This is a genomic window from Cellulosimicrobium protaetiae, from assembly GCF_009708005.2.
Classification (GTDB): domain Bacteria; phylum Actinomycetota; class Actinomycetes; order Actinomycetales; family Cellulomonadaceae; genus Cellulosimicrobium; species Cellulosimicrobium protaetiae.
The window spans coordinates 2240529-2257894 of sequence record NZ_CP052757.1; the positions used below are offsets into that span (position 1 = coordinate 2240529).

The window sequence follows — 17366 nt, forward strand, 5'->3', positions numbered from 1 at the left end:
CCTGCGCGTGCGACTCATGCCTGCGGGCTCTGAGTCGCATGCGCGGCAGTCGTTGGACGCGTCGACGGCCGGTTCCTACGCTGGAGGGCATGACCGTTCCCTCTGTCCCCACCGTGACGCTCAACTCCGGGCACACCATCCCCCAGCTCGGTTTCGGTGTCTTCCTCGTGCCGCCGGACGAGGCCGAGAAGGCCGTGAGCGAGGCCCTCGAGGTCGGCTACCGCCACATCGACACGGCCGCGATCTACCGCAACGAGGAGGGCGTCGGCGCCGCGATCGCGAAGAGCGGCGTCCCGCGCGACGAGCTCTTCGTCACGACCAAGCTCTGGAACGACCGCCAGTCCGGCGAGCAGCCGCACGACGCGATCCGCGAGAGCCTCGACAAGCTCGGCCTCGAGTTCGTCGACCTGTACCTCACGCACTGGCCGGCGCCCGCCCAGGACCAGTACACGAACGCGTGGGCCAAGCTGATCGAGATCCGCGACGCCGGCCTGGCGCGCTCGATCGGCGTGTCCAACCACCTGCCCGAGCACCTCGACCGGATCGTCGCCGCGACCGGTGTCGTCCCCGCCGTCGACCAGATCGAGCTGCACCCGGCGTACCAGCAGCGCGACGTCCTCGCGTGGGCCGACGCGCACGGCACGAAGATCGAGGCGTGGGGACCGCTCGGCCAGGGCAAGTACCCGCTCTTCGAGAAGCAGGCGGTCGTCGACGCCGCGGAGGCCCACGGCGTGACCCCGGCGCAGGTCGTCCTGCGCTGGCACCTGCAGCGCGGGTTCATCGTCTTCCCCAAGTCGTCGCGCAAGGAGCGCATGGCGGAGAACATCGACCTCTTCGGCTTCGAGCTCACGGCCGACGAGGTCGCGACGATCGACGCCCTCGACACGGGCGACGGCTCGGGCCGCGTGAGCGCGCACCCGTCCGAGGTCAACTGACCCGGTCGCCCGCGGCCCTCAGGGGCACCTCGCAGCACGACGAGGGGCGCCGTCCGGACGGACGGCGCCCCTCGTCGTGCGCGGGAGGAGACCCGGTCAGCCGCAGTCGTCGCAGATGCCCGTCGCGGGCAGCACCGTGAAGCACGTGGGGCACACGGCCGGCGGCTTCTCGGGCTCAGAGGCGCGCGGCGTCGTCTTGCGGGGGGTGCGGGGTGCGGTCGCGGCCTTCGCCGCGGTCCGACGGGCGGGCGCCGGCGCCGCGGGCGCCGCACCCGGCACGTCGAAGCCGCGCTTGCGCAGCAGGTCCGCGACGCCCACGGGGCTGTTGCGGAACTCCTCGGCGGTCGCGACGCGGCCGGTCGCGTACCGGTGCGCGACGCCGAGGATCGCCTGGGCGTCGTAGGCGCGGTCCTCGTGGAGGAGGGGCGTGCCGGGGGTCGCGGTGAACCCGTAGACCCCGAGGAAGGCGTCCCGGCCCCGGTCGTCCCAGTCCGCGATCGCCTGGAGGATGTGCTGCCGGGTCACTGCCGAGAAGGTTGCCACGGGACGAGCCTAGACCGCCCCGCACGGCGGCCCGGACGGACGGCGCGTGACCTCCGACACCGGCATCCGGGCGCGCCCGTCAGGGGATGGTGTAGCCCGCCGCGCGGAACAGCTCGTACCACTCTGCACGCGTCAGCGGCACCTCGGAGCCGAGGGCCGCGCCCGCGACGCGCTCGGGGTTCGTCGTGCCGAGCACGACCTGTATCCGTGCCGGGTGCCGCGTGATCCACGCGGTCGCGATCGCGATCGGCGGCACCTCGTAGCGTGCGGCGAGCCGGTCGATCACGGCGTTGAGCTCCGGGTACTCCGGCGAGCCCAGGAACACTCCGGTGAAGAACCCCGCCTGGAACGGCGACCACGCCTGGACCGTGATGTCGTGCAGGCGGCAGTAGTCGAGGATCCCGCTGTCGCGGCTGATCGACTGGTCGAGGCCCTGCATGTTCGCCGCGACGCCCTGCGCGACGACCGGCGCGTGCGTGATCGAGAGCTGGAGCTGGTTCGCGACGATCGGCTGCTCGACGTACCGGCGCAGCAGCTCGATCTGGCCCGGCGTGTGGTTGGACACCCCGAACGCGCGCACCTTTCCCGCGGCGTGCAGGTCGGCGAACGCGCGCGCGACCTCCTCGGGCTCGACGAGGGCGTCGGGTCGGTGCAGCAGGAGGAGGTCGAGATAGTCCGTGCGCAGCGCGCCGAGCGACCCCTCGACGGACGCGACGAGGTGCTCGTACGAATAGTCGAAGTACGGGCCCTCGCGCACGATCCCGGCCTTCGACTGGATGACCCACTCCGCACGCTCGGCGGGGGAGAGGCCGAGGGCCTCGGCGAACCGGCGCTCGCAGCCGTGCAGGTCGGTGCCGTAGACGTCGGCGTGGTCGAGGAACGTGATGCCGGCGTCGCGTGCGGTGCGCACGAGCGTGCGGACCTCGTCGTCGGTCTTGTCCTGGATGCGCATGAGGCCGAGCACGACGTTCGGGACGACGAGGTCCGTGCCGGGCAACGTGAAGGTCTTCATCGGTGGAGCTCCTTCGTCGAAGGTGTCGGACGGCCGGTCGGGTGTGACGGGTCCCGACCGGTGCGAGCCTAGGAAGCGATAACCTAGAAGTCCAACGATTGTCAGCAATGAGATAAAGAAATGTGAGTCATCAATGGACCTTCGGCAGATGGAGTACCTCGTCGCGCTCGCCGACGAGCGCCAGTTCACCCGTGCTGCCCAGCTCGTCGGCGTCTCGCAGTCGGGCCTGTCCGCCGCGGTGCGCAGCCTCGAGGAGGAGCTCGGCGCGAGCCTGTTCACGCGCACGACGCGTCGCGTCGAGCCCACCGAGGCGGGCCTGGCGCTGCTGCCGCACGCACGGTCCATGCTCGCGCAGGCGGCCGCGGGCCGCGACGCGGTCGTCCGCGCCACGCGTGCCCTCTCCGGGTCGCTGCGCGTCGGCTCGGAGCAGTGCCTCGGCGTCGTCGACGTCACCACGCTGCTCGAACGCTTCCACCGCCGCTACCCCCAGGTGGAGATCCACTTCGCGCAGGCCGGTTCGCACGACCTGCTCGCGCGCGTGCGCGAGGGCGACCTCGACGTCGCGTTCGTCGCGACCACCGAGCACCTGGGCCCGCTGTCGCAGACCGTGCTGGGCAGCGAGCCGCTCGTGCTCGTGTGCGCGCCCGAGCACCCGCTCGCCGCGCGCGGCCGGGTCGACTGGGCCGACCTCTCCGGCCAGGAGTTCGTCGACTTCGACCCGTCGTGGGGCGCGCGCCCCGTCAACGACGCGACGTGCGCCGCGCACGGCGTGCACCGCCGCGTGCGGTGCTCCGTCAACGACGTGCACACGCTCCTCGAGCTCGTCGACCGCGGGCTCGGCATCGCGCTCGTGCCGCGGCACGTCGCCGCGAAGCCGCAGGCCGAACGCCTCGTCACGCTCGCGCTGCCGGAGGGCGGTGCGCCGAGCTGGACCGTGTCGGTCGTGACCGGGCGCTGGGACAGCGCGGCGTCCGCCGCCCCCCAGCTGCTCGAGCTCCTCGCCGACGCGCCCGCGTGCCGCGGCGTCGACGTGGTGCGACCCGAGGGCGAGACCGCCGGCGTCGAGGTCGTGGCGGAGGTGCGGTGACCCCGCCCGCGGGCGCCGACGCACCGCTCTTCCCGCTCCGCAGCGTCGTCCTCGGCGCGTTCGTCCCGACGCTCGTCCTCGAGATCGGCATCGGGGCGATGCTGCCCGTCGTCGCGGTCACCGCGACGGGCCGTGGCGCGAGCCTCACGGTCGCCGGGCTCGTCGCGGCACTCGTCCCGATCGGCAAGATCCTCTTCGACCTCCCGGCCGGGGCCCTGGCCCAGCGGCTCGGCGACCGCACGGCGATGCTGCTCGCGGGCGGGGTCGCGGTCGTCGCGTTCACGACGGTCGCCCTCACGCCGAACCTGTGGGGGCTCGCGGCCGGCGTCCTCGCCCTGGGGGCGTCGACCGCCGTCTTCAACCTCGCCCGCCAGGCGTACCTCACGGAGATCACCCCGCCGCTGCGGCGGGCGCGCGTCCTGTCCACGCTCGCGGGCGTGCACCGCATCGGCCTCTTCCTCGGCCCGTTCGCCGGGGCCGCCGTCATCGCGGCCACGGACGTGCGGGGCGCCTACTGGCTCGGTGCGGGCCGCTGCCGCGGCCGTGGTGATCCTCGCCGTCGTGCGCCCGGAACCGGGTCCGGCGGCGCACGACGGGTCCGGCCGCGAGCACGCCCGGGTGCGGCGTGAACGGAGCGGGCCGCGCGTGACCATCGCGCGCGTGGTGCGCGAGCACCGGCGTCTCTTCGCGACGCTCGGCGTCGCGATCCTGCTGCTCAGCGCGGTGCGCGGTGCGCGGCAGACGGTCATCCCGCTGTGGGGCGAGCACCTGGGCCTCGACGCCGAGGTGACGTCGCTCGTCTTCGGCGTCTCCGGCGCGCTCGACATGCTGCTCTTCTACCCGGCGGGGAAGATCATGGACCGGTTCGGCCGGCTCTGGGTCGCGGTGCCGTCGATGCTCACCATGGCGCTCGCGCTCGCGCTGCTGCCCTTCGCCCACACCGTCGTCGCGGTCACGGTCGTCGCGGCGCTGCTCGGCGTCGGCAACGGCATGGGCTCGGGCATCGTCATGACGCTCGGGGCCGACGTCGCGCCCGCGGACGTGCGCCCGACCTTCCTCAGCGTGTGGCGGCTGTTCCAGGACACCGGTGACGCACTCGGCCCGCTCGTGCTCTCGGCCGGGGCGGCGCTCGGGTCGCTCGCCGCCGGGGTGTGGGCGACGTCGCTCCTCGGCGCGGGGTCCGCGGCGGCCCTCGCGCGCTGGGTGCCGCGCTGGTCGCCGCTCGCGAACCTCGTGCGGCGCGGTCGCGGCACCGACCTTCCGCCGCCCGGCGACGCCGGGGCGGACGCTCGTCAGATCCAGTCCCGCTCGCGGGCGTAGCGGGCGGCCTCGTGCCGGGTCCGCGTCTGCGTCTTCTGCATCGCGCTCGACAGGTAGTTGCGCACCGTGCCCTGCGCGAGGTGCAGGCGTCCCGCGATCTCGGCGACCGAGTACCCCTCGCGGGTCACGCGCAGCACGTCGAGCTCGCGGTCCGTGAGCGGGACGTCGTCGATGATCGCCGCGGCGGAGACGTCCTGGTCGACCCACCGGCGGCCCGCGTGCAGCGCCGCCAGGACCTCCGCGATGTGCGTCGGGTCGGCGGACTTGCTCACGAACCCCTGCACGCCGAGCCGCAGGGCCTTGCGCAGCACCCCGGGCCGCGCGTGCCGGGTGAGCATGAGGATGACCTGCTCGGGCAGGGCGCGGCGGATCTCGGCGACGGCGGCGAGTCCGTCCGTCCCCGGCATCTCGAGGTCGATGACGAGCACGTCGGGGCGGTGGGCGAGCGTCGCACGCACGGCGTCGTCGCCGTCGACCGCCTCCGCGAGCACCGTGACGTCCCCCACGAGCGGGAGCAGCGACGCGAGCGCCCTGCGGAGCAGGACCTCGTCGTCGGCGAGAACGATCGTCGTCATCCGGCCCCGCCTCCCGGGCCCGCGCCGGACGGACGGGCGGTGCGTCCCGGCGCCGGGAGCCTGACGGAGGTCCGGAACCGCCCGTCGGCGACCTCGGCCGTGAGCTCGCCCCCGTCGTCGGACACCCGCCGGGCCAGCGCGGCCAGCCCCCGCAGGGTCGGCTGCCCGTCGTCGTCGTCGACGACGCCGTCGTTGACGACGGTGAGACCGTCCCCGGTCACCGCGACGTGCACGAGCGTCGCCCGCGAGTGGCGCAGGACGTTCGTCGTCGTCTCGCGCAGCACCTGCCCGAGGAGGTCGTCGGCGCGCTCGCCCAGGTCCGGCGGCCGGTCGACCCGGACGTGGATGCCCGCCGCCTCGAAGAGGTGGCGCGCGTTCTCGAGCTCGGCCGAGAGGTTGAGCCGGCGCTGCCCGTAGGCGAGCTCTCTCGCCTGCGCGATCGTCTCCCCGACCAGGTCGTACGTCTCGCGCAGCTCCTGCTCCGCCCGGGCAGGGTCCCTCGTGACCAGTCGCTGCGCGAGGGCGATCTTCAGCTTCACGACGTGCAGCGTGTGGCCCTGGATGTCGTGCAGGTCGCTCGCGAAGCGCATCCGCTCGCGGACGACGGCGAGCTCGGCCTCGCGCTCGCGGGCCTCCTCGAGCTCTCGCACGACGTCGTAGAACCCCTTGTTCGGGTACCGCAGGCCGATCAGCGCCACGGTGAAGCCCGTAGGGATGATGACGAGCGAGACCAGGCCGCCCGCCGTCGGGGCGCCGTCGGCGAGGAGGCCCCACGTGCCCACGGCGGCGACGTACGCGCCGACCGCGACCGCCGCCTGGGCCCGGCGGCGCGGGAGCTCGGGGACCACCAGGCAGGCCACGATCGCGAGCGCGTAGTACGCGCCCTGGACGTCGCCGCCGACCGCGAGCACGCCGTACGGCCAGACCGCCGCCGACACGACGAGGCACGGGAGCGCCACGCGCAGCACGTCGCCGGCCGTCCACCGCTCGAACGCGACCAGGGCCGCGACCAGGCCGGCACCCAGCACGAGGGCGTCGGCCCAGGTCTGCGCCTGCCGGGCGATCAGGAGCACGCCGACCGCGACGAGCAGGGGGAGCATCGTCACGAGGTTGAGCCGACGGAACCGGCGGGGCGTGCCCCGCTGTGCCCCTCGGGTGGCCTCCGGGCTGCTCGTCCGGCCGGCCCCTCGCGGCCACGGACGCGCCGTCGTCGGCGCGCCCGGCCCGGCGGGAGCGCGGTGGTCGTCCATGGGCGGCTCGCTGTCTCGAGGGAGGGTTGCCTCCCAGTATCCGGTCGCCGTCGCGGGCTCGGCCAGTGACACCACGTCATGCCCGAGGGGTCCGGGACGTCACGTCGAGAACCTGACGGCACGACACTGGGCACGCCGGGCCGTCGGGAGTCTGATGGAGCCATGACTCCCCACCCTGCGACCACTCCCGTGATCGACGTCGACCGGCTCGGCGTCGCGTACGGCGACTTCCACGCCGTGAAGGACCTGTCGTTCCAGGTCGAGCGCGGCGAGCTCTACGCCCTCCTCGGGACCAACGGCGCCGGCAAGACCTCGACGCTCGAGGTCGTGGAGGGCCACCGCCGGGCGACGTCGGGCTCGGTCCGCGTCCTCGGCTCCGCCCCGACCGACCGCCGCGCCGTACGCCCGCGCACGGGCATCATGCTCCAGGAGAGCGGGTTCGCGCCCGACCTCACCGTCGTCGAGACCGTCCGGCTGATCGGCCGGCTGTCCGGGCGCGAGGACTCGGCCGAGCGCGTGCTGGGCCTCGTGGACCTCCCGCACAAGGCCGAGACCCGGGTCGCCCAGCTCTCGGGGGGCGAGAAGCGACGGCTCGACTTCGCCACCGCCGTCTACGGCCGCCCCGAGCTGATCTTCCTCGACGAGCCCACCACCGGTCTCGACATCCAGTCCCGAGACGCCCTGTGGGACACCGTCCAGCAGCTGCGCGACGACGGCGCGACGGTCGTGCTGACCACCCACTACCTCGAGGAGGCGCAGCAGCGCGCCGACCGCATCGGTCTCATGCACGGCGGGACCCTCCGTCGCCAGGGGACCGTCGCGGACCTGACCCGCTCCCTGCCCGCGTCGATCCGCTTCTCCCTCCCGCCCGACGCCCCGACGCCCCCGAGGCAGGCAGCCCCGCTCGGCGACCGGTCGTGGGCCATCGAGACGTTCGAGCTCCAGCGAGACCTCAAGCACCTGCTCGACTGGGCGGCCGCGGGCGACGTGGCGCTCGAAGGACTGTCCGCCGCCCCCACCCGCCTGGACGACGTCTTCCGCGCCGTCGGCAACGAGCCGGCGGACGTCGCGGCGTGACCGCCGTCCCCCGCTCGTCGACCTGAACCCCAGGAGAACCCATGCTTCCCATCGCGCAGAGCGAGCTGGTCCAGCTCGTCCGCAACCGGGCCGTGCTCGTCACCAGCCTGCTCATGCCCGTCGCGGCCAGCATCTTCTTCATCGGCTACCGCGACGTCTTCGCACGGATCGGCAGCCTCGGCTACGTCGCGGCCGTGCTCGTCTTCACGATCGCCGCGTTCACCCTGTACGCGACGACCGTGACCACCCTGGCCGGACGCCGTCAGGACCTCTTCCTCAAGCGGCTGCGCTCGACCGCCGCGGGCGACGCGGCCATCCTTTCCGGCCTCGTGCTGCCCGTCGCCGCGATCGCCGTCGTCCAGATCGCGGTGATCCTCGCGGTCTTCGCTGCGGTCGGCGGTGCCCCGGCGGACGCGCTGCTGGTCGTCGTCGCGGTCGTCGCGACCTTCGTCATGATGCTCGCCCTCGGGGTCGCGACGGCCGGTGTGACGACCTCGCCCGAGCACGCGCAGGTCACGACCCTGCCGCTGAGCCTGGGGACGATCGCCGTCGCGAGCTGGGTGGGGATCACCGGCACGCAGGACCTCGCGGCCCTCAAGCGCGCGCTGCCCGGCGGCGCGGCCACCGAGCTCGTGGTGGCGGCCTGGAACGGCGGCGTCCCGCTGACCGACGCGCTCCTGCTCCTCGTCCCGACGGTCGCGTGGGTCGTCGTGGCCGTCGCGCTCGCGGCGCGGATGTTCCGCTGGGAGCCTCGGCGATGAGCGCGCGCGAGCTGCTGATCGTCGACGACCTCATGCTGCTGCTCCTGGACGACGACGGGGCATCCATCCAGGCCGCCGGGACGCTCTACTACTCGCTTGGCGGGGCCGTGCTCACCGAGCTCGCGCTCCTCGGCCGGATCGAGGTCGACGAGTCCGGGGTCCTCAACGGCCCGCGCGTCTCCCCGGCGGGCGAGGGTCCGCTGCCCGACCCGCTGCTCCAGTCGGCGTACGACACCATCGCCGAGAAGACCCAGCGCGTCCAGCCGCTGCTCGTCGCGATCGGCGCCGACCTGTGGCGCGAGGTGATCGAGCGCCTCGCGGCCCGTGGCCTCGTCCGGCGCGAGGAGCGCACGGTGCTCGGCCTGTTCCGCAGCACGCGCTGGCCGGCCGCGGACGAGGAGCACGAGGCCGCCCTCCGGGCGCGGATCCGGCGGGTCCTCGAGGACGGCGAGGCACCGGACGCGCGGACCGCGGCGATCGTCGGGCTGCTGTCCGCGAGCGGTGCCCTGCCGTCCCTGCGGCCGCCGCTGCCCTGGACGTCGGTGACCGTGACACGGGCCAAGGAGCTCGAGGTCGGCCACTGGGGACCGGAGGCGGTCGCGTCGGCGGTCACCCGCACGGCAGCCGCGGTCGCCGCCGCGAGCGCGGTCGCCGCGGTCAGCGTCTCGACGGCGGGCGGTCGTTGACGGCGCTCCCTCCGCCCGGTCGGCTGTGCAGGGGGCGTCGAGAGCGGGGCGCTGGGAAAGGGGGTGCGCCGCCCGTCCGGCGCCCCTAGCGTGGCGTGATGGCGAGCCCCCCGACACCCCCGGACCCGTTCCCCGACCCGTTCGACCACCAGGTGACCAAGGACGGCCGCGTCCGCGTCTCGCGCGGCGGGCGCGTCGTCGTCACCGTCGCGGGGACGGCGGCCGACCGGCTCGCGGAGGCCCTGGAGCGGGCCGTGGCCCGCGACGACGAGGGCGAGGTCCAGCTCCTGCTCGCCCGGGCCACGGGGAACTACCGTCGCGGCAACGAGAAGCGCGCGCACCGCCCGTGACGCAGGTCACCCGCCCGGATGTCACGCGGGGCGTCCGGGACGCGTCTGGATGGTCGACCAGTCGCTCGACCGGCGCGCACCGCGCCGGCTGACGGGAGGAGACCCTCGTGGCCCGCATCTCGCTCGACCCGCCCCGGACCCTGCTCAACCGCACGCTCGCCGCGCTCTCCCGGCGCCGGTACGGCGCCGTGCTCGAGCCGCTCGCCGCCGTCGGGCACAACCCGCGCGTCGCGACCACCTACTGCGTCCTCGAGGCGGGCGTCGCGCGCTGGCGTGCGCTCGACCCGGCGCTCGCGGCGCTCGCGGTCATGGCGACGGCCGTCCGGATCGGCTGCTCGTGGTGCGTCGACTTCGGCTACTGGGAGTCCGAGCACGACGACGTCGACCCGCGCAAGCTCCACGACGTCCCCGCCTGGCGGGAGAGCGAGGCGTACACCACCGCCGAGCGACGCGTGCTCGAGTACGCCGAGGCGGCCACCGCCACCCCGCCGACGGTGACGGACGAGCTCGCTGCGGCCCTGGTCGACGACCTGGGCGAGCCGGCGTTCGTCGAGCTGACGGCCCTCGTCGCGCTCGAGAACCTGCGGAGCCGGATCAACGCGGCACTGGGTCTGTCGAGCCAGGGCTTCAGCGACCGGTGCGAGATCCCGCTCGCGGGCGGCCTGCGCACGGCGGGGACGGCTGGCAGGCTGGCGGGGTGAGCGACGACGCGACCCCACCGGTCGAGGCGGCCCTGGAGCCGTTCGCGGCCCACCGGCGCCTGCTCTTCACGGTCGCCTACGAGATGACGGGCTCCGCGGCGGACGCCGAGGACGTCGTGCAGGAGGCGTGGCTGCGCTGGTCGGCCGCGGACCGCTCGGACGTCCTGGACCCGCGCGCCTACCTGGTGCGTGTCACGACCCGGCTCGCGCTCGACCGGCTGCGCACGCTGCGGGCGCGGCGCGAGACGTACGTCGGGTCGTGGCTGCCCGACCCGCTCCTGACGACGCCCGACGCGGCGCTGCAGGTCGAGCGCGCGGAGGACGTGTCGATGGCGCTGCTCGTCGTCCTGGAGACGCTGAGCCCGCTCGAGCGCGCCGTGTTCGTGCTGCGCGAGGTCTTCGACCTCCCCTACGACGAGATCGCGGCCGGGCTCGACCGAGCGCCCGAGGCCGTGCGCCAGACCGCGCACCGCGCGCGCGAGCACGTGCGCGCGCGCCGCCCGCGGTTCACACCGCCCGACGATGCGCAGCGTGCCGCCGTCGAGCGGTTCATGGTCGCGTGCGCGACGGGCGACACGGCGGCGCTGGTCGAGACGCTCGCGCCGGACGTCGTCGTCGTGAGCGACGGCGGCGGGAAGGCGCGGTCGGCCCTGCGACCCGTCGCGGGCGCGGACAAGGTGGCGCGCATGCTCGTCGGCCTCGCGGCCAAGCCCGAGACGATCGCGATGGCGTACGAGCCCGCCCTCGTGAACGGCGCGCTGGGCGGCGTGTGGACAGTGGACGGGGAGACCGTCATGGCGGCGGCCGTCGAGTACGACGGGGAGCGGGTCGCCCGCGTCCTGCTGTTCCGGAACCCGGAGCGGCTGGCGGGCCTCAGACGAGCGTGAGGACGCCCAGCACACCGACGGCCAGGGCGAGCGCGAGCGAGATCGCGATGAGCGCGACGTGCACCGTGAGGAAGCGCGTCGCGCGACCCTCGGCGTCACGCGCACGAGGGTCCTTGGCGATGCGCTGGAGGAAGCGGGGCCAGATGAGCAGGTTCCACGCGGCCGTCACGAGCAGGACGACCGACCAGACGACGGGGAGTTCCACGCGACGAGCATGACAGCGGGTGGCGGCCTCCCGGGACGGGACGGACCGTGCGGCCTGTGGGATCGACCACATCGACTCCGAGGGTCAGGTGAGGCTACCCTTGCCGACGGTCACCGTGGTCGCGGGGCCGCCGTCCGCCCGGTCCCGGGCCGCACACCGAGGAGCCCCAGGTGGCCACCTTCAAGATGGTCAAGCCCACCGACGCCCACGTCGTCACGCTCGACGTCGTCGGGAGCAAGCGGGTGAGCCCGAACGTCGTGCGGGTCACGCTCGGCGGCGAGGGCATGGACCTCTTCACGCCCATGGGCTACGACCAGTGGTTCCGGCTGTTCCTGACCCGCGACGACCAGGACTCCCTGCGCCTGCCCACCCGCACGTCGGGCATGTGGTACGTCCAGTACCTCGCGACGCCCAAGGCGCGCCGCCCCTGGGTCCGCAACTACACGGTGCGCGCCGCGCGGCCCGACCTGCGCGAGATCGACGTCGACTTCGTCGTGCACGGTGACGCCGGTCCCGCGTCGTCGTTCGCACTGTCCGCGCAGCCGGGGGACCGCGTCGGCCTGCTCGACCAGGGCGTCGGCTACAACCCGCGCGTCCCGCACGACTGGACGCTCGTCGTCGCCGATGAGACCGGCCTGCCCGCCGTCGCCGGCATCTGCGAGTCCCTGCCCGACGACGCGCGCGGCCTCGCGATCGTCGAGATCCCCGAGGCGGCGGACGCCCAGGACTTCCGCGTCCCCGCCGGGGTCGAGCTGCGCTGGGTCGTGCGCCAGGACGCGGCGCCCGCGGGCACCGACCCGCACGCGCTCCTGCCCGGCGCGCTGGCGCTCGAGGCCGTGCGGTCGGCGGACCTGCCGTCGGGGCCCGTCTACGCGTACGCGGTGGGGGAGGCGGCGCTCGCGACCGGGGTGCGGCGCCACCTCGTCAACGACCGGGGCGTGCCGAAGACCACCATCGACTTCGTCGGGTACTGGCGGCACGGGCACGCCGCGTCGGCCTGACCGGCCGCGGCGAGGTCGGTCCGACCGGTCCGCGCGCCGTCGGGCCCGCAGGCTCGACGGCGCGCCCGTGCCGCGTCAGACCTTGCGGAGCTGGCGGAACATCGGGCAGTCGAACGGGTCGCGCGCGGACAAGCCCACGCGGTTGAGGTAGCGCACGACGATGCCGTACGACTGCACGAGGCTGGTCTCGGTGTACGGCAGGCCGAGGTTCGCGCAGTGCTCGCGCACGATCTCGCGCGCCCGGGCGAGGTGGGGCCGCGGCATGCTCGGGAAGAGGTGGTGCTCGATCTGGAAGTTGAGCCCGCCCATGAGGATGTTCATCCACCAGCCGCCGCGGATGTTGCGCGACGTGAGGACCTGCTTCGACAGGAAGTCGATCTTCGTGTTCTCGGGGATGATCGCCATGCCCTTGTGGTTCGGCGCGAACGACGCCCCCATGTAGACGCCGAAGACGGCGAGCTGGACCCCGAGGAACGCGAACGCCAGGCCGAGCGGCAGGACCCAGAAGATCGCGCCGACGTAGAGAGACAGGCGCAGCGTGAGGATCACGAGCTCCACGACGCGGGCCCGGACGTTGCCGCGCTTGCGGCCGCCCGCGAGGAGCGAGCGGTACGCCTGGACGTGCAGGTTGAGGCCCTCGAGCGTGAGCAGCGGGAAGAACAGCCAGCCCTGGTACCGGTTGATCACGGCCCGGAAGCCCTTCGCAGCCGCCGCGTCCTCGTCGAGGAAGACCACGACGTCCGGGGCGATGTCCGGGTCCTTGCCGCGCTGGTTGGGGTTCGCGTGGTGGCGGGTGTGCTTGTTCATCCACCACGAGTGGCTGATCCCCACGACGCCGTTGGCGAGCGTGCGACCGAGGCGGTCGTTCGCCGGTCCGGACGTGAAGACCTGCCGGTGCGACGCCTCGTGGGCGACGAACGCGAACTGGGTGAAGATCAGCCCGAGCGCCCCGGCGATCAGGAGCTGGAACCACGAGTCGCCGAGGAGGACGAACCCCGCGACGGCCCCGCCGAGCGCGAGGGTCAGCACGGCGAGCGTCCACAGGTAGTAGCCGTGCGTGCGGTGGAGCAGCCCGGCGTCGCGCACGGTGCGCGACAGCGCGCTGTACGTGCTGGTCACGGCGCCGGGCTCGTCGGTGCGGGGGCGGGTGGCCCGGAAGCCCGGGCGCACTGCGGCAGAGGTCATGTGCGGCCTCGCAGGGTGTCGGTGTCGACTTCCCAGCCGCGGAGGTGAGCGGGTGCTCGTGGTGCAGATCACCCCACCCTACGGGACCGTAGGTTGCACGCGCGAGCGCGGGGGGTGAAGAAGCCGCGCAGGAGTTCGTGGTGCGGTGTCGGCAGGGCGTCTCCCGGCCGGCCGGCCGCTAGGCCGCGAAGCGGAACGTCTGGCGGTACTCCGTCGGCGTGATGCCGACCGCGCGGCGGAAGTGGTGCCGCAGGAGTGCCGCGGACCCGAACCCGCAGCGACGTGCGACCTCCTCCAGGTCCAGCGTCGACTCCTCGAGGAGAGCCTGGGCGTGCGCGACGCGCTGCGACGTCAGCCACGCGAGCGGCGTCGTCCCGGTCTGGGCGACGAACGCGCGCGCGAACGTACGCTCCGAGGTGACGGCGCGCCGCGCGAGGTCGCGGACGGTGAGCGGCTCGTCGAGGTGCTCGGTCATCCATTCGAGGAGCTCGGCGAACGAGTCCTCCGCGCACTCCGGGACCGGCCGCTGGACGAACTGGCGCTGGCCGCCGTCGCGCTGCGGCGGCACGACCATGCGCCGCGCGATCGTGTTGGCGACCTTCGCCCCGAGCTCGCGCCGGACGAGGTGCAGGCACGCGTCGATCCCGGCAGCGGTCCCGGCGCTCGTGACGAGGTTGCCGTCGTCCACGAACAGCACGTCCGGGTCGATGTCCAGGTTCGGGTACTGCCGCCGCAGCTCGTCGGCGTGCATCCAGTGCGTCGTGACCCGGCGCCCCTCGATCACCCCGGCCGCGGCGAGCAGGAAGACGCCCGAGCACACGCTGAGCAGCAGGGCGCCGCGCGCCGACGCGCGCCGCACGGCGTCCAGCACCTCGGGCGGGTAGTGCGAGCCGATGCGGATCGCCGGGACGATGAGGAGGTCGACGTCGTCGGTCGCGTCGAGCCCGTGCTCGGGGACCACCAGTGCCCCGACCGACGTGCGCACGGGGGCGCCGGCGACGGGGCCGCACACCCGGAAGTCGAAGGACGGCACGCCGTCCTCGCTGCGGTCGAGGCCGAACACCTCGCACACGACGCCGAACTCGAACGGGGCCAGGCCGTCGCACACGACGGCCGCGACGGAGCGCACCATGCACGGCACGCTACGCCCGTGGCGGGATCTTGTCGAGAGGTGTCAGTCCTGCCACTCGTCGGTCGAGGCGAGCGGAGCGAGGGTGGAGCCATGGACATCTTCTGGGGTGTGGTGGTTCTTCTCCTCGTCGTCGGCCCGACCGTCGCGGCGCTCGCGGTGCGGCGCGAGGACCCTGCGCGGCCGTGGTTCCCCGCGGGGTCCGACGGCGCGTGGCCGGGTGCGGGCGCGTGGGGCGACCGGACGGTCCACGGCGAGCGCTGGGACCGCGACGCGCAGCGCCTCGACGCCGACCTGCGGGCAGCGGCCTCCCGGCCCGAGTCCCGGCCCGCGTCCGTGGATGCGCACGAGGTCGCGGCCGAGCTCGTGCTGCGGCGCGTCGTCCCGAACCCCGCCGTGCGCGACGGCGTCCGGGGCGTCCTCCCGGCATCGGTGACGCCCGCCGAGCCGTCGTCGGCAGGAACGAGCACGTCGGCGCGCGCGGCGCGGCGTGTGCCGCTCCCGCGCTGACCGTCCCGAGGATCGGCGCGGGCGGAGGGCATCACGCGGCCGCCGACCGGCGGGCGGCTCTGACCGGGCGGGCGCGTCACCCGGGTTCCCACGCACGACGGCCCGGAGCGTGGAGGTCCGGGCCGTCGTCGGGGGAGGGGCGTCAGATCGTGGTCACGCTCGCGAGCCGACGGTGTCGACGTCCGCGCCGCCCGTGAGCTGGTCGAGACCCTCGAGCTCCTCGGCCTCCCACGGGGCCTGGCCGAGGCTCGGGATCATCGTCGCGAGCTCGGGGCGCCACTTGGTGAAGCGGGCGGGGAAGCAGCGCTCGAGCAGGTCGATCATCGCGGGGACCGCGGTCGACGCGCCCGGGGACGCGCCGAGCAGGCCGGCGATGGAGCCGTCGCCCGCGGCGATGACCTCGGTGCCGAACTCGAGGACGCCCTTGCCGTCCTCGTCCTTCTTGATCACCTGGACGCGCTGGCCCGCGGTGATGGTCTCCCAGTCCTTCGGGTGCGCCGTCGGCATGAAGCCCTGGAGCGCCGTGAACTTGGTCTCCGGGCTCGCGAGGAGCTGTCCCACCAGGTACTGGGTGAGGTCGAGGTTCTTCAGGCCCGCGCCGACCATCGAGCCGAGGTTGTGCAGGCGCAGCGACGTGAACAGCCCGAGGTACTTGCCCTTCTTGAGGTACTTGGGGCTGAACCCGGCGTACGGGCCGAACATCAGGTACGTCTTGCCCTCGACGACGCGCGTGTCCAGGTGCGGGACGGACATGGGCGGCGAGCCCACGTCGGCCTTGCCGTACACCTTGGCCTGGTGCTGCGCGACGAGCTCGGGGCTGGCGGTGCGCAGGAACTCGCCGCTGATCGGGAAGCCGCCGTAGCCCTTGGCCTCGGGGATGCCCGCGGCCTGGAGCAGCGGCAGCGCGCCGCCGCCGGCGCCCACGAACACGAACCGGGCCTCGACGGTCGAGCGGCGCTTCGGGGCGTTCCACGAGCGGTCCTTGACCGTCAGGCGCCAGCGGCCGTCCTTCGTCTTCTTGAGGTTCTTGACCTCGTGCTCGAGGTAGAGCTGCGTGCCCTGCGAGACCAGGTAGTCGACGAGCTGCTGCGTGAGGGCGCCGAAGTCGACGTCCGTGCCGCTCGTCGCGCGCGTCGCCGCGACGGGCTCGTCCTCGTCGCGCTCGGCGACGAGGAGCGGCGCCCACTCGGCGATCACGGCGGGGTCGTCGCTGAACTCGAGCTCGCTGAACAGCGGGTGCTGGCGCAGCGTCTCGAACCGGCGGCGCAGGTACTCGACGTTCTCCGCGCCGCGCACGAACGTCATGTGCGGCGTGCGGGAGATGAAGCTCGCGGGCTGCGGGAGAGCGCCCGTCGTGAGCAGGTGGTGCCAGAACTCGCGCGACACCTCGAACTGCTCGTTGATCTTCACCGCCTTGGTGATGTCGATCGAGCCGTCCGCCTTCTGGGGCGTGTAGTTCAGCTCGCACAGGGCGGCATGACCCGTCCCCGCGTTGTTCCACGGGTTCGACGACTCCTGCGCCACGGCGTCCAGACGCTCGTAGATGCGCACGGTCCAGGAGGGCTCCAGGACCTTGAGGAGAGCTCCCAGCGTGGCGCTCATGATGCCACCGCCGATGAGGGCTACGTCGATCTGGTCTGCGCTGCTTGCGGGGTTGCTCGCTCGACTCGACACGCTCCGATTCTACGCTTGTGAAAGAGTGCACTAAGTGTGCGGTGCGTCACGGGCGTGCGTCACACTTTCGCGGGACGAACGTCCCGAGCGGCACAGGCCGGACGTCTCACCCTGCACGGAAGGACCCCGATCTCGCCGAGGTGGAACCGTGGTCGCGCGAGGTAGAACCTTGGTCGGTCGAGGCAGAACCGTGGTTCTTGTGCTCGACGGCGGTCTGGTCGCCCTGGGTGGGCGGGGTGGGTGGTGGTGCCGCGTCTACCATCCGCCGCTCGTTCCTCGCGGCTCCCGCCAGGCCCGCCACGACGCGGCACCACCACCCACCCCGCCCTACTCCGTCTCACCTTGGTCGTCGCTCACCCGGGCGACCGCCCGCGGTGCTGAGTCCGGCCTGCGCCGCACGACCGGCCGGGTCGCCGTACCTCGGCGCCACGCCACTATCGCCGGCTGGAGCGCCGTCGCGTCGAGCAGGTGGTCTTGG

20 protein-coding genes are annotated in these 17366 nt (G+C 73.7%); 12 read left to right on the plus strand and 8 right to left on the minus strand.

The features are described from left to right. The first annotated feature begins 89 nt into the window (after positions 1-89). Complete coding sequence (locus FIC82_RS09385) at positions 90-935, plus strand: aldo/keto reductase (RefSeq protein ID WP_154798370.1); 846 nt, start codon at positions 90-92, stop codon at positions 933-935. Positions 936-1031: 96 nt separating this feature from the next. Here the strand turns inward: FIC82_RS09385 and FIC82_RS09390 are convergent, their stop codons facing one another. Further along, the gene (locus FIC82_RS09390; RefSeq protein ID WP_168731672.1) at positions 1032-1478 is read right to left on the minus strand and encodes a ScoMcrA-related endonuclease; all 447 of its coding nucleotides are present in this window, start codon (positions 1476-1478) and stop codon (positions 1032-1034) included. A 79-nt stretch (positions 1479-1557) separates the two neighbouring features. Further along, complete coding sequence (locus FIC82_RS09395) at positions 1558-2490, minus strand: aldo/keto reductase (protein ID WP_154798371.1); 933 nt, start codon at positions 2488-2490, stop codon at positions 1558-1560. Between the two features lie 133 nt (positions 2491-2623). On the opposite strand from FIC82_RS09395, the gene FIC82_RS09400 reads away from it, so the two are divergent. From FIC82_RS09400 to FIC82_RS21080, 3 genes are read left to right on the plus strand one after another with little or no spacing between them, the layout of a single operon-like run. Beyond that, entirely contained in the window at positions 2624-3577 is a 954-nt protein-coding gene (locus FIC82_RS09400; protein WP_154798372.1) for a LysR family transcriptional regulator, read from the plus strand. After that, on the plus strand, positions 3574-4206 hold the full coding sequence (locus FIC82_RS21075) for an MFS transporter (protein ID WP_253691673.1): 633 nt from the start codon (positions 3574-3576) through the stop codon (positions 4204-4206). The genes FIC82_RS09400 and FIC82_RS21075 overlap by 4 nt, the downstream gene beginning before the upstream one ends. Next, positions 4139-4897: an MFS transporter gene (locus FIC82_RS21080; protein ID WP_253691675.1), complete on the plus strand. Its 759-nt coding sequence runs from the start codon at positions 4139-4141 to the stop codon at positions 4895-4897. Before FIC82_RS21075 ends, FIC82_RS21080 begins: the two co-directional genes overlap by 68 nt. Here the strand turns inward: FIC82_RS21080 and FIC82_RS09410 are convergent. Beyond that, on the minus strand, positions 4870-5472 hold the full coding sequence (locus FIC82_RS09410; RefSeq protein WP_154798373.1) for a response regulator transcription factor: 603 nt from the start codon (positions 5470-5472) through the stop codon (positions 4870-4872). The two genes, FIC82_RS21080 and FIC82_RS09410, sit on opposite strands and share 28 nt — an antisense overlap. Then, positions 5469-6572 carry a sensor histidine kinase gene (locus FIC82_RS09415; protein ID WP_154800048.1) on the minus strand — a complete coding sequence of 368 codons (1104 nt, stop codon included), beginning with the start codon at positions 6570-6572 and terminating at the stop codon, positions 5469-5471. The genes FIC82_RS09410 and FIC82_RS09415 overlap by 4 nt, the downstream gene beginning before the upstream one ends. A gap of 312 nt (positions 6573-6884) precedes the next feature. On the opposite strand from FIC82_RS09415, the gene FIC82_RS09420 reads away from it, so the two are divergent. The 6 genes from FIC82_RS09420 (at position 6885) to FIC82_RS09445 (ending at position 11184) form a co-directional block, all read left to right on the plus strand. Continuing rightward, positions 6885-7799 carry an ABC transporter ATP-binding protein gene (locus FIC82_RS09420; protein ID WP_154798374.1) on the plus strand — a complete coding sequence of 305 codons (915 nt, stop codon included), beginning with the start codon at positions 6885-6887 and terminating at the stop codon, positions 7797-7799. A 41-nt stretch (positions 7800-7840) separates the two neighbouring features. Beyond that, positions 7841-8560, plus strand: a complete 720-nt coding sequence (locus FIC82_RS09425) for an ABC transporter permease (protein WP_154798375.1) — start codon at positions 7841-7843, stop codon at positions 8558-8560. Further along, positions 8557-9246, plus strand: a complete 690-nt coding sequence (locus FIC82_RS09430) for a GOLPH3/VPS74 family protein (RefSeq protein WP_154798376.1) — start codon at positions 8557-8559, stop codon at positions 9244-9246. Before FIC82_RS09425 ends, FIC82_RS09430 begins: the two co-directional genes overlap by 4 nt. Before the next feature lie 98 nt (positions 9247-9344). Then, a complete protein-coding gene (locus tag FIC82_RS09435) occupies positions 9345-9596 on the plus strand; it encodes a hypothetical protein (RefSeq protein WP_154798377.1) in 252 nt (83 codons plus the stop codon). Positions 9597-9703: 107 nt separating this feature from the next. Continuing rightward, on the plus strand, positions 9704-10297 hold the full coding sequence (locus FIC82_RS09440) for a carboxymuconolactone decarboxylase family protein (RefSeq protein WP_168731673.1): 594 nt from the start codon (positions 9704-9706) through the stop codon (positions 10295-10297). Next, the gene (locus FIC82_RS09445) at positions 10294-11184 is read left to right on the plus strand and encodes an RNA polymerase sigma-70 factor (protein WP_168731674.1); all 891 of its coding nucleotides are present in this window, start codon (positions 10294-10296) and stop codon (positions 11182-11184) included. The genes FIC82_RS09440 and FIC82_RS09445 overlap by 4 nt, the downstream gene beginning before the upstream one ends. Here the strand turns inward: FIC82_RS09445 and FIC82_RS09450 are convergent. After that, positions 11171-11389 (minus strand): SCO4848 family membrane protein, encoded by a 219-nt coding sequence (locus tag FIC82_RS09450; protein WP_168731675.1) that lies wholly within the window; start codon positions 11387-11389, stop codon positions 11171-11173. The two genes, FIC82_RS09445 and FIC82_RS09450, sit on opposite strands and share 14 nt — an antisense overlap. Positions 11390-11559: 170 nt before the next feature. On the opposite strand from FIC82_RS09450, the gene FIC82_RS09455 reads away from it, so the two are divergent. After that, positions 11560-12390 carry a siderophore-interacting protein gene (locus FIC82_RS09455; RefSeq protein ID WP_253691677.1) on the plus strand — a complete coding sequence of 277 codons (831 nt, stop codon included), beginning with the start codon at positions 11560-11562 and terminating at the stop codon, positions 12388-12390. 75 nt (positions 12391-12465) lie between these two features. Here the strand turns inward: FIC82_RS09455 and FIC82_RS09460 are convergent, their stop codons facing one another. Beyond that, positions 12466-13575, minus strand: a complete 1110-nt coding sequence (locus FIC82_RS09460) for a fatty acid desaturase family protein (RefSeq protein WP_154798378.1) — start codon at positions 13573-13575, stop codon at positions 12466-12468. Between the two features lie 178 nt (positions 13576-13753). Further along, positions 13754-14707, minus strand: coding sequence for a helix-turn-helix domain-containing protein (locus FIC82_RS09465; protein ID WP_154798379.1), 954 nt, complete (start codon positions 14705-14707; stop codon positions 13754-13756). Between the two features lie 90 nt (positions 14708-14797). Here FIC82_RS09465 and FIC82_RS09470 point away from each other — a divergent pair, with 90 nt between their 5' ends. After that, complete coding sequence (locus FIC82_RS09470) at positions 14798-15214, plus strand: hypothetical protein (protein ID WP_154798380.1); 417 nt, start codon at positions 14798-14800, stop codon at positions 15212-15214. Between the two features lie 153 nt (positions 15215-15367). Here the strand turns inward: FIC82_RS09470 and mqo are convergent, their stop codons facing one another. Next, the gene (gene mqo, locus FIC82_RS09475) at positions 15368-16888 is read right to left on the minus strand and encodes a malate dehydrogenase (quinone) (RefSeq protein ID WP_168731676.1); all 1521 of its coding nucleotides are present in this window, start codon (positions 16886-16888) and stop codon (positions 15368-15370) included. Between the last annotated feature and the right edge of the window lie 478 nt (positions 16889-17366).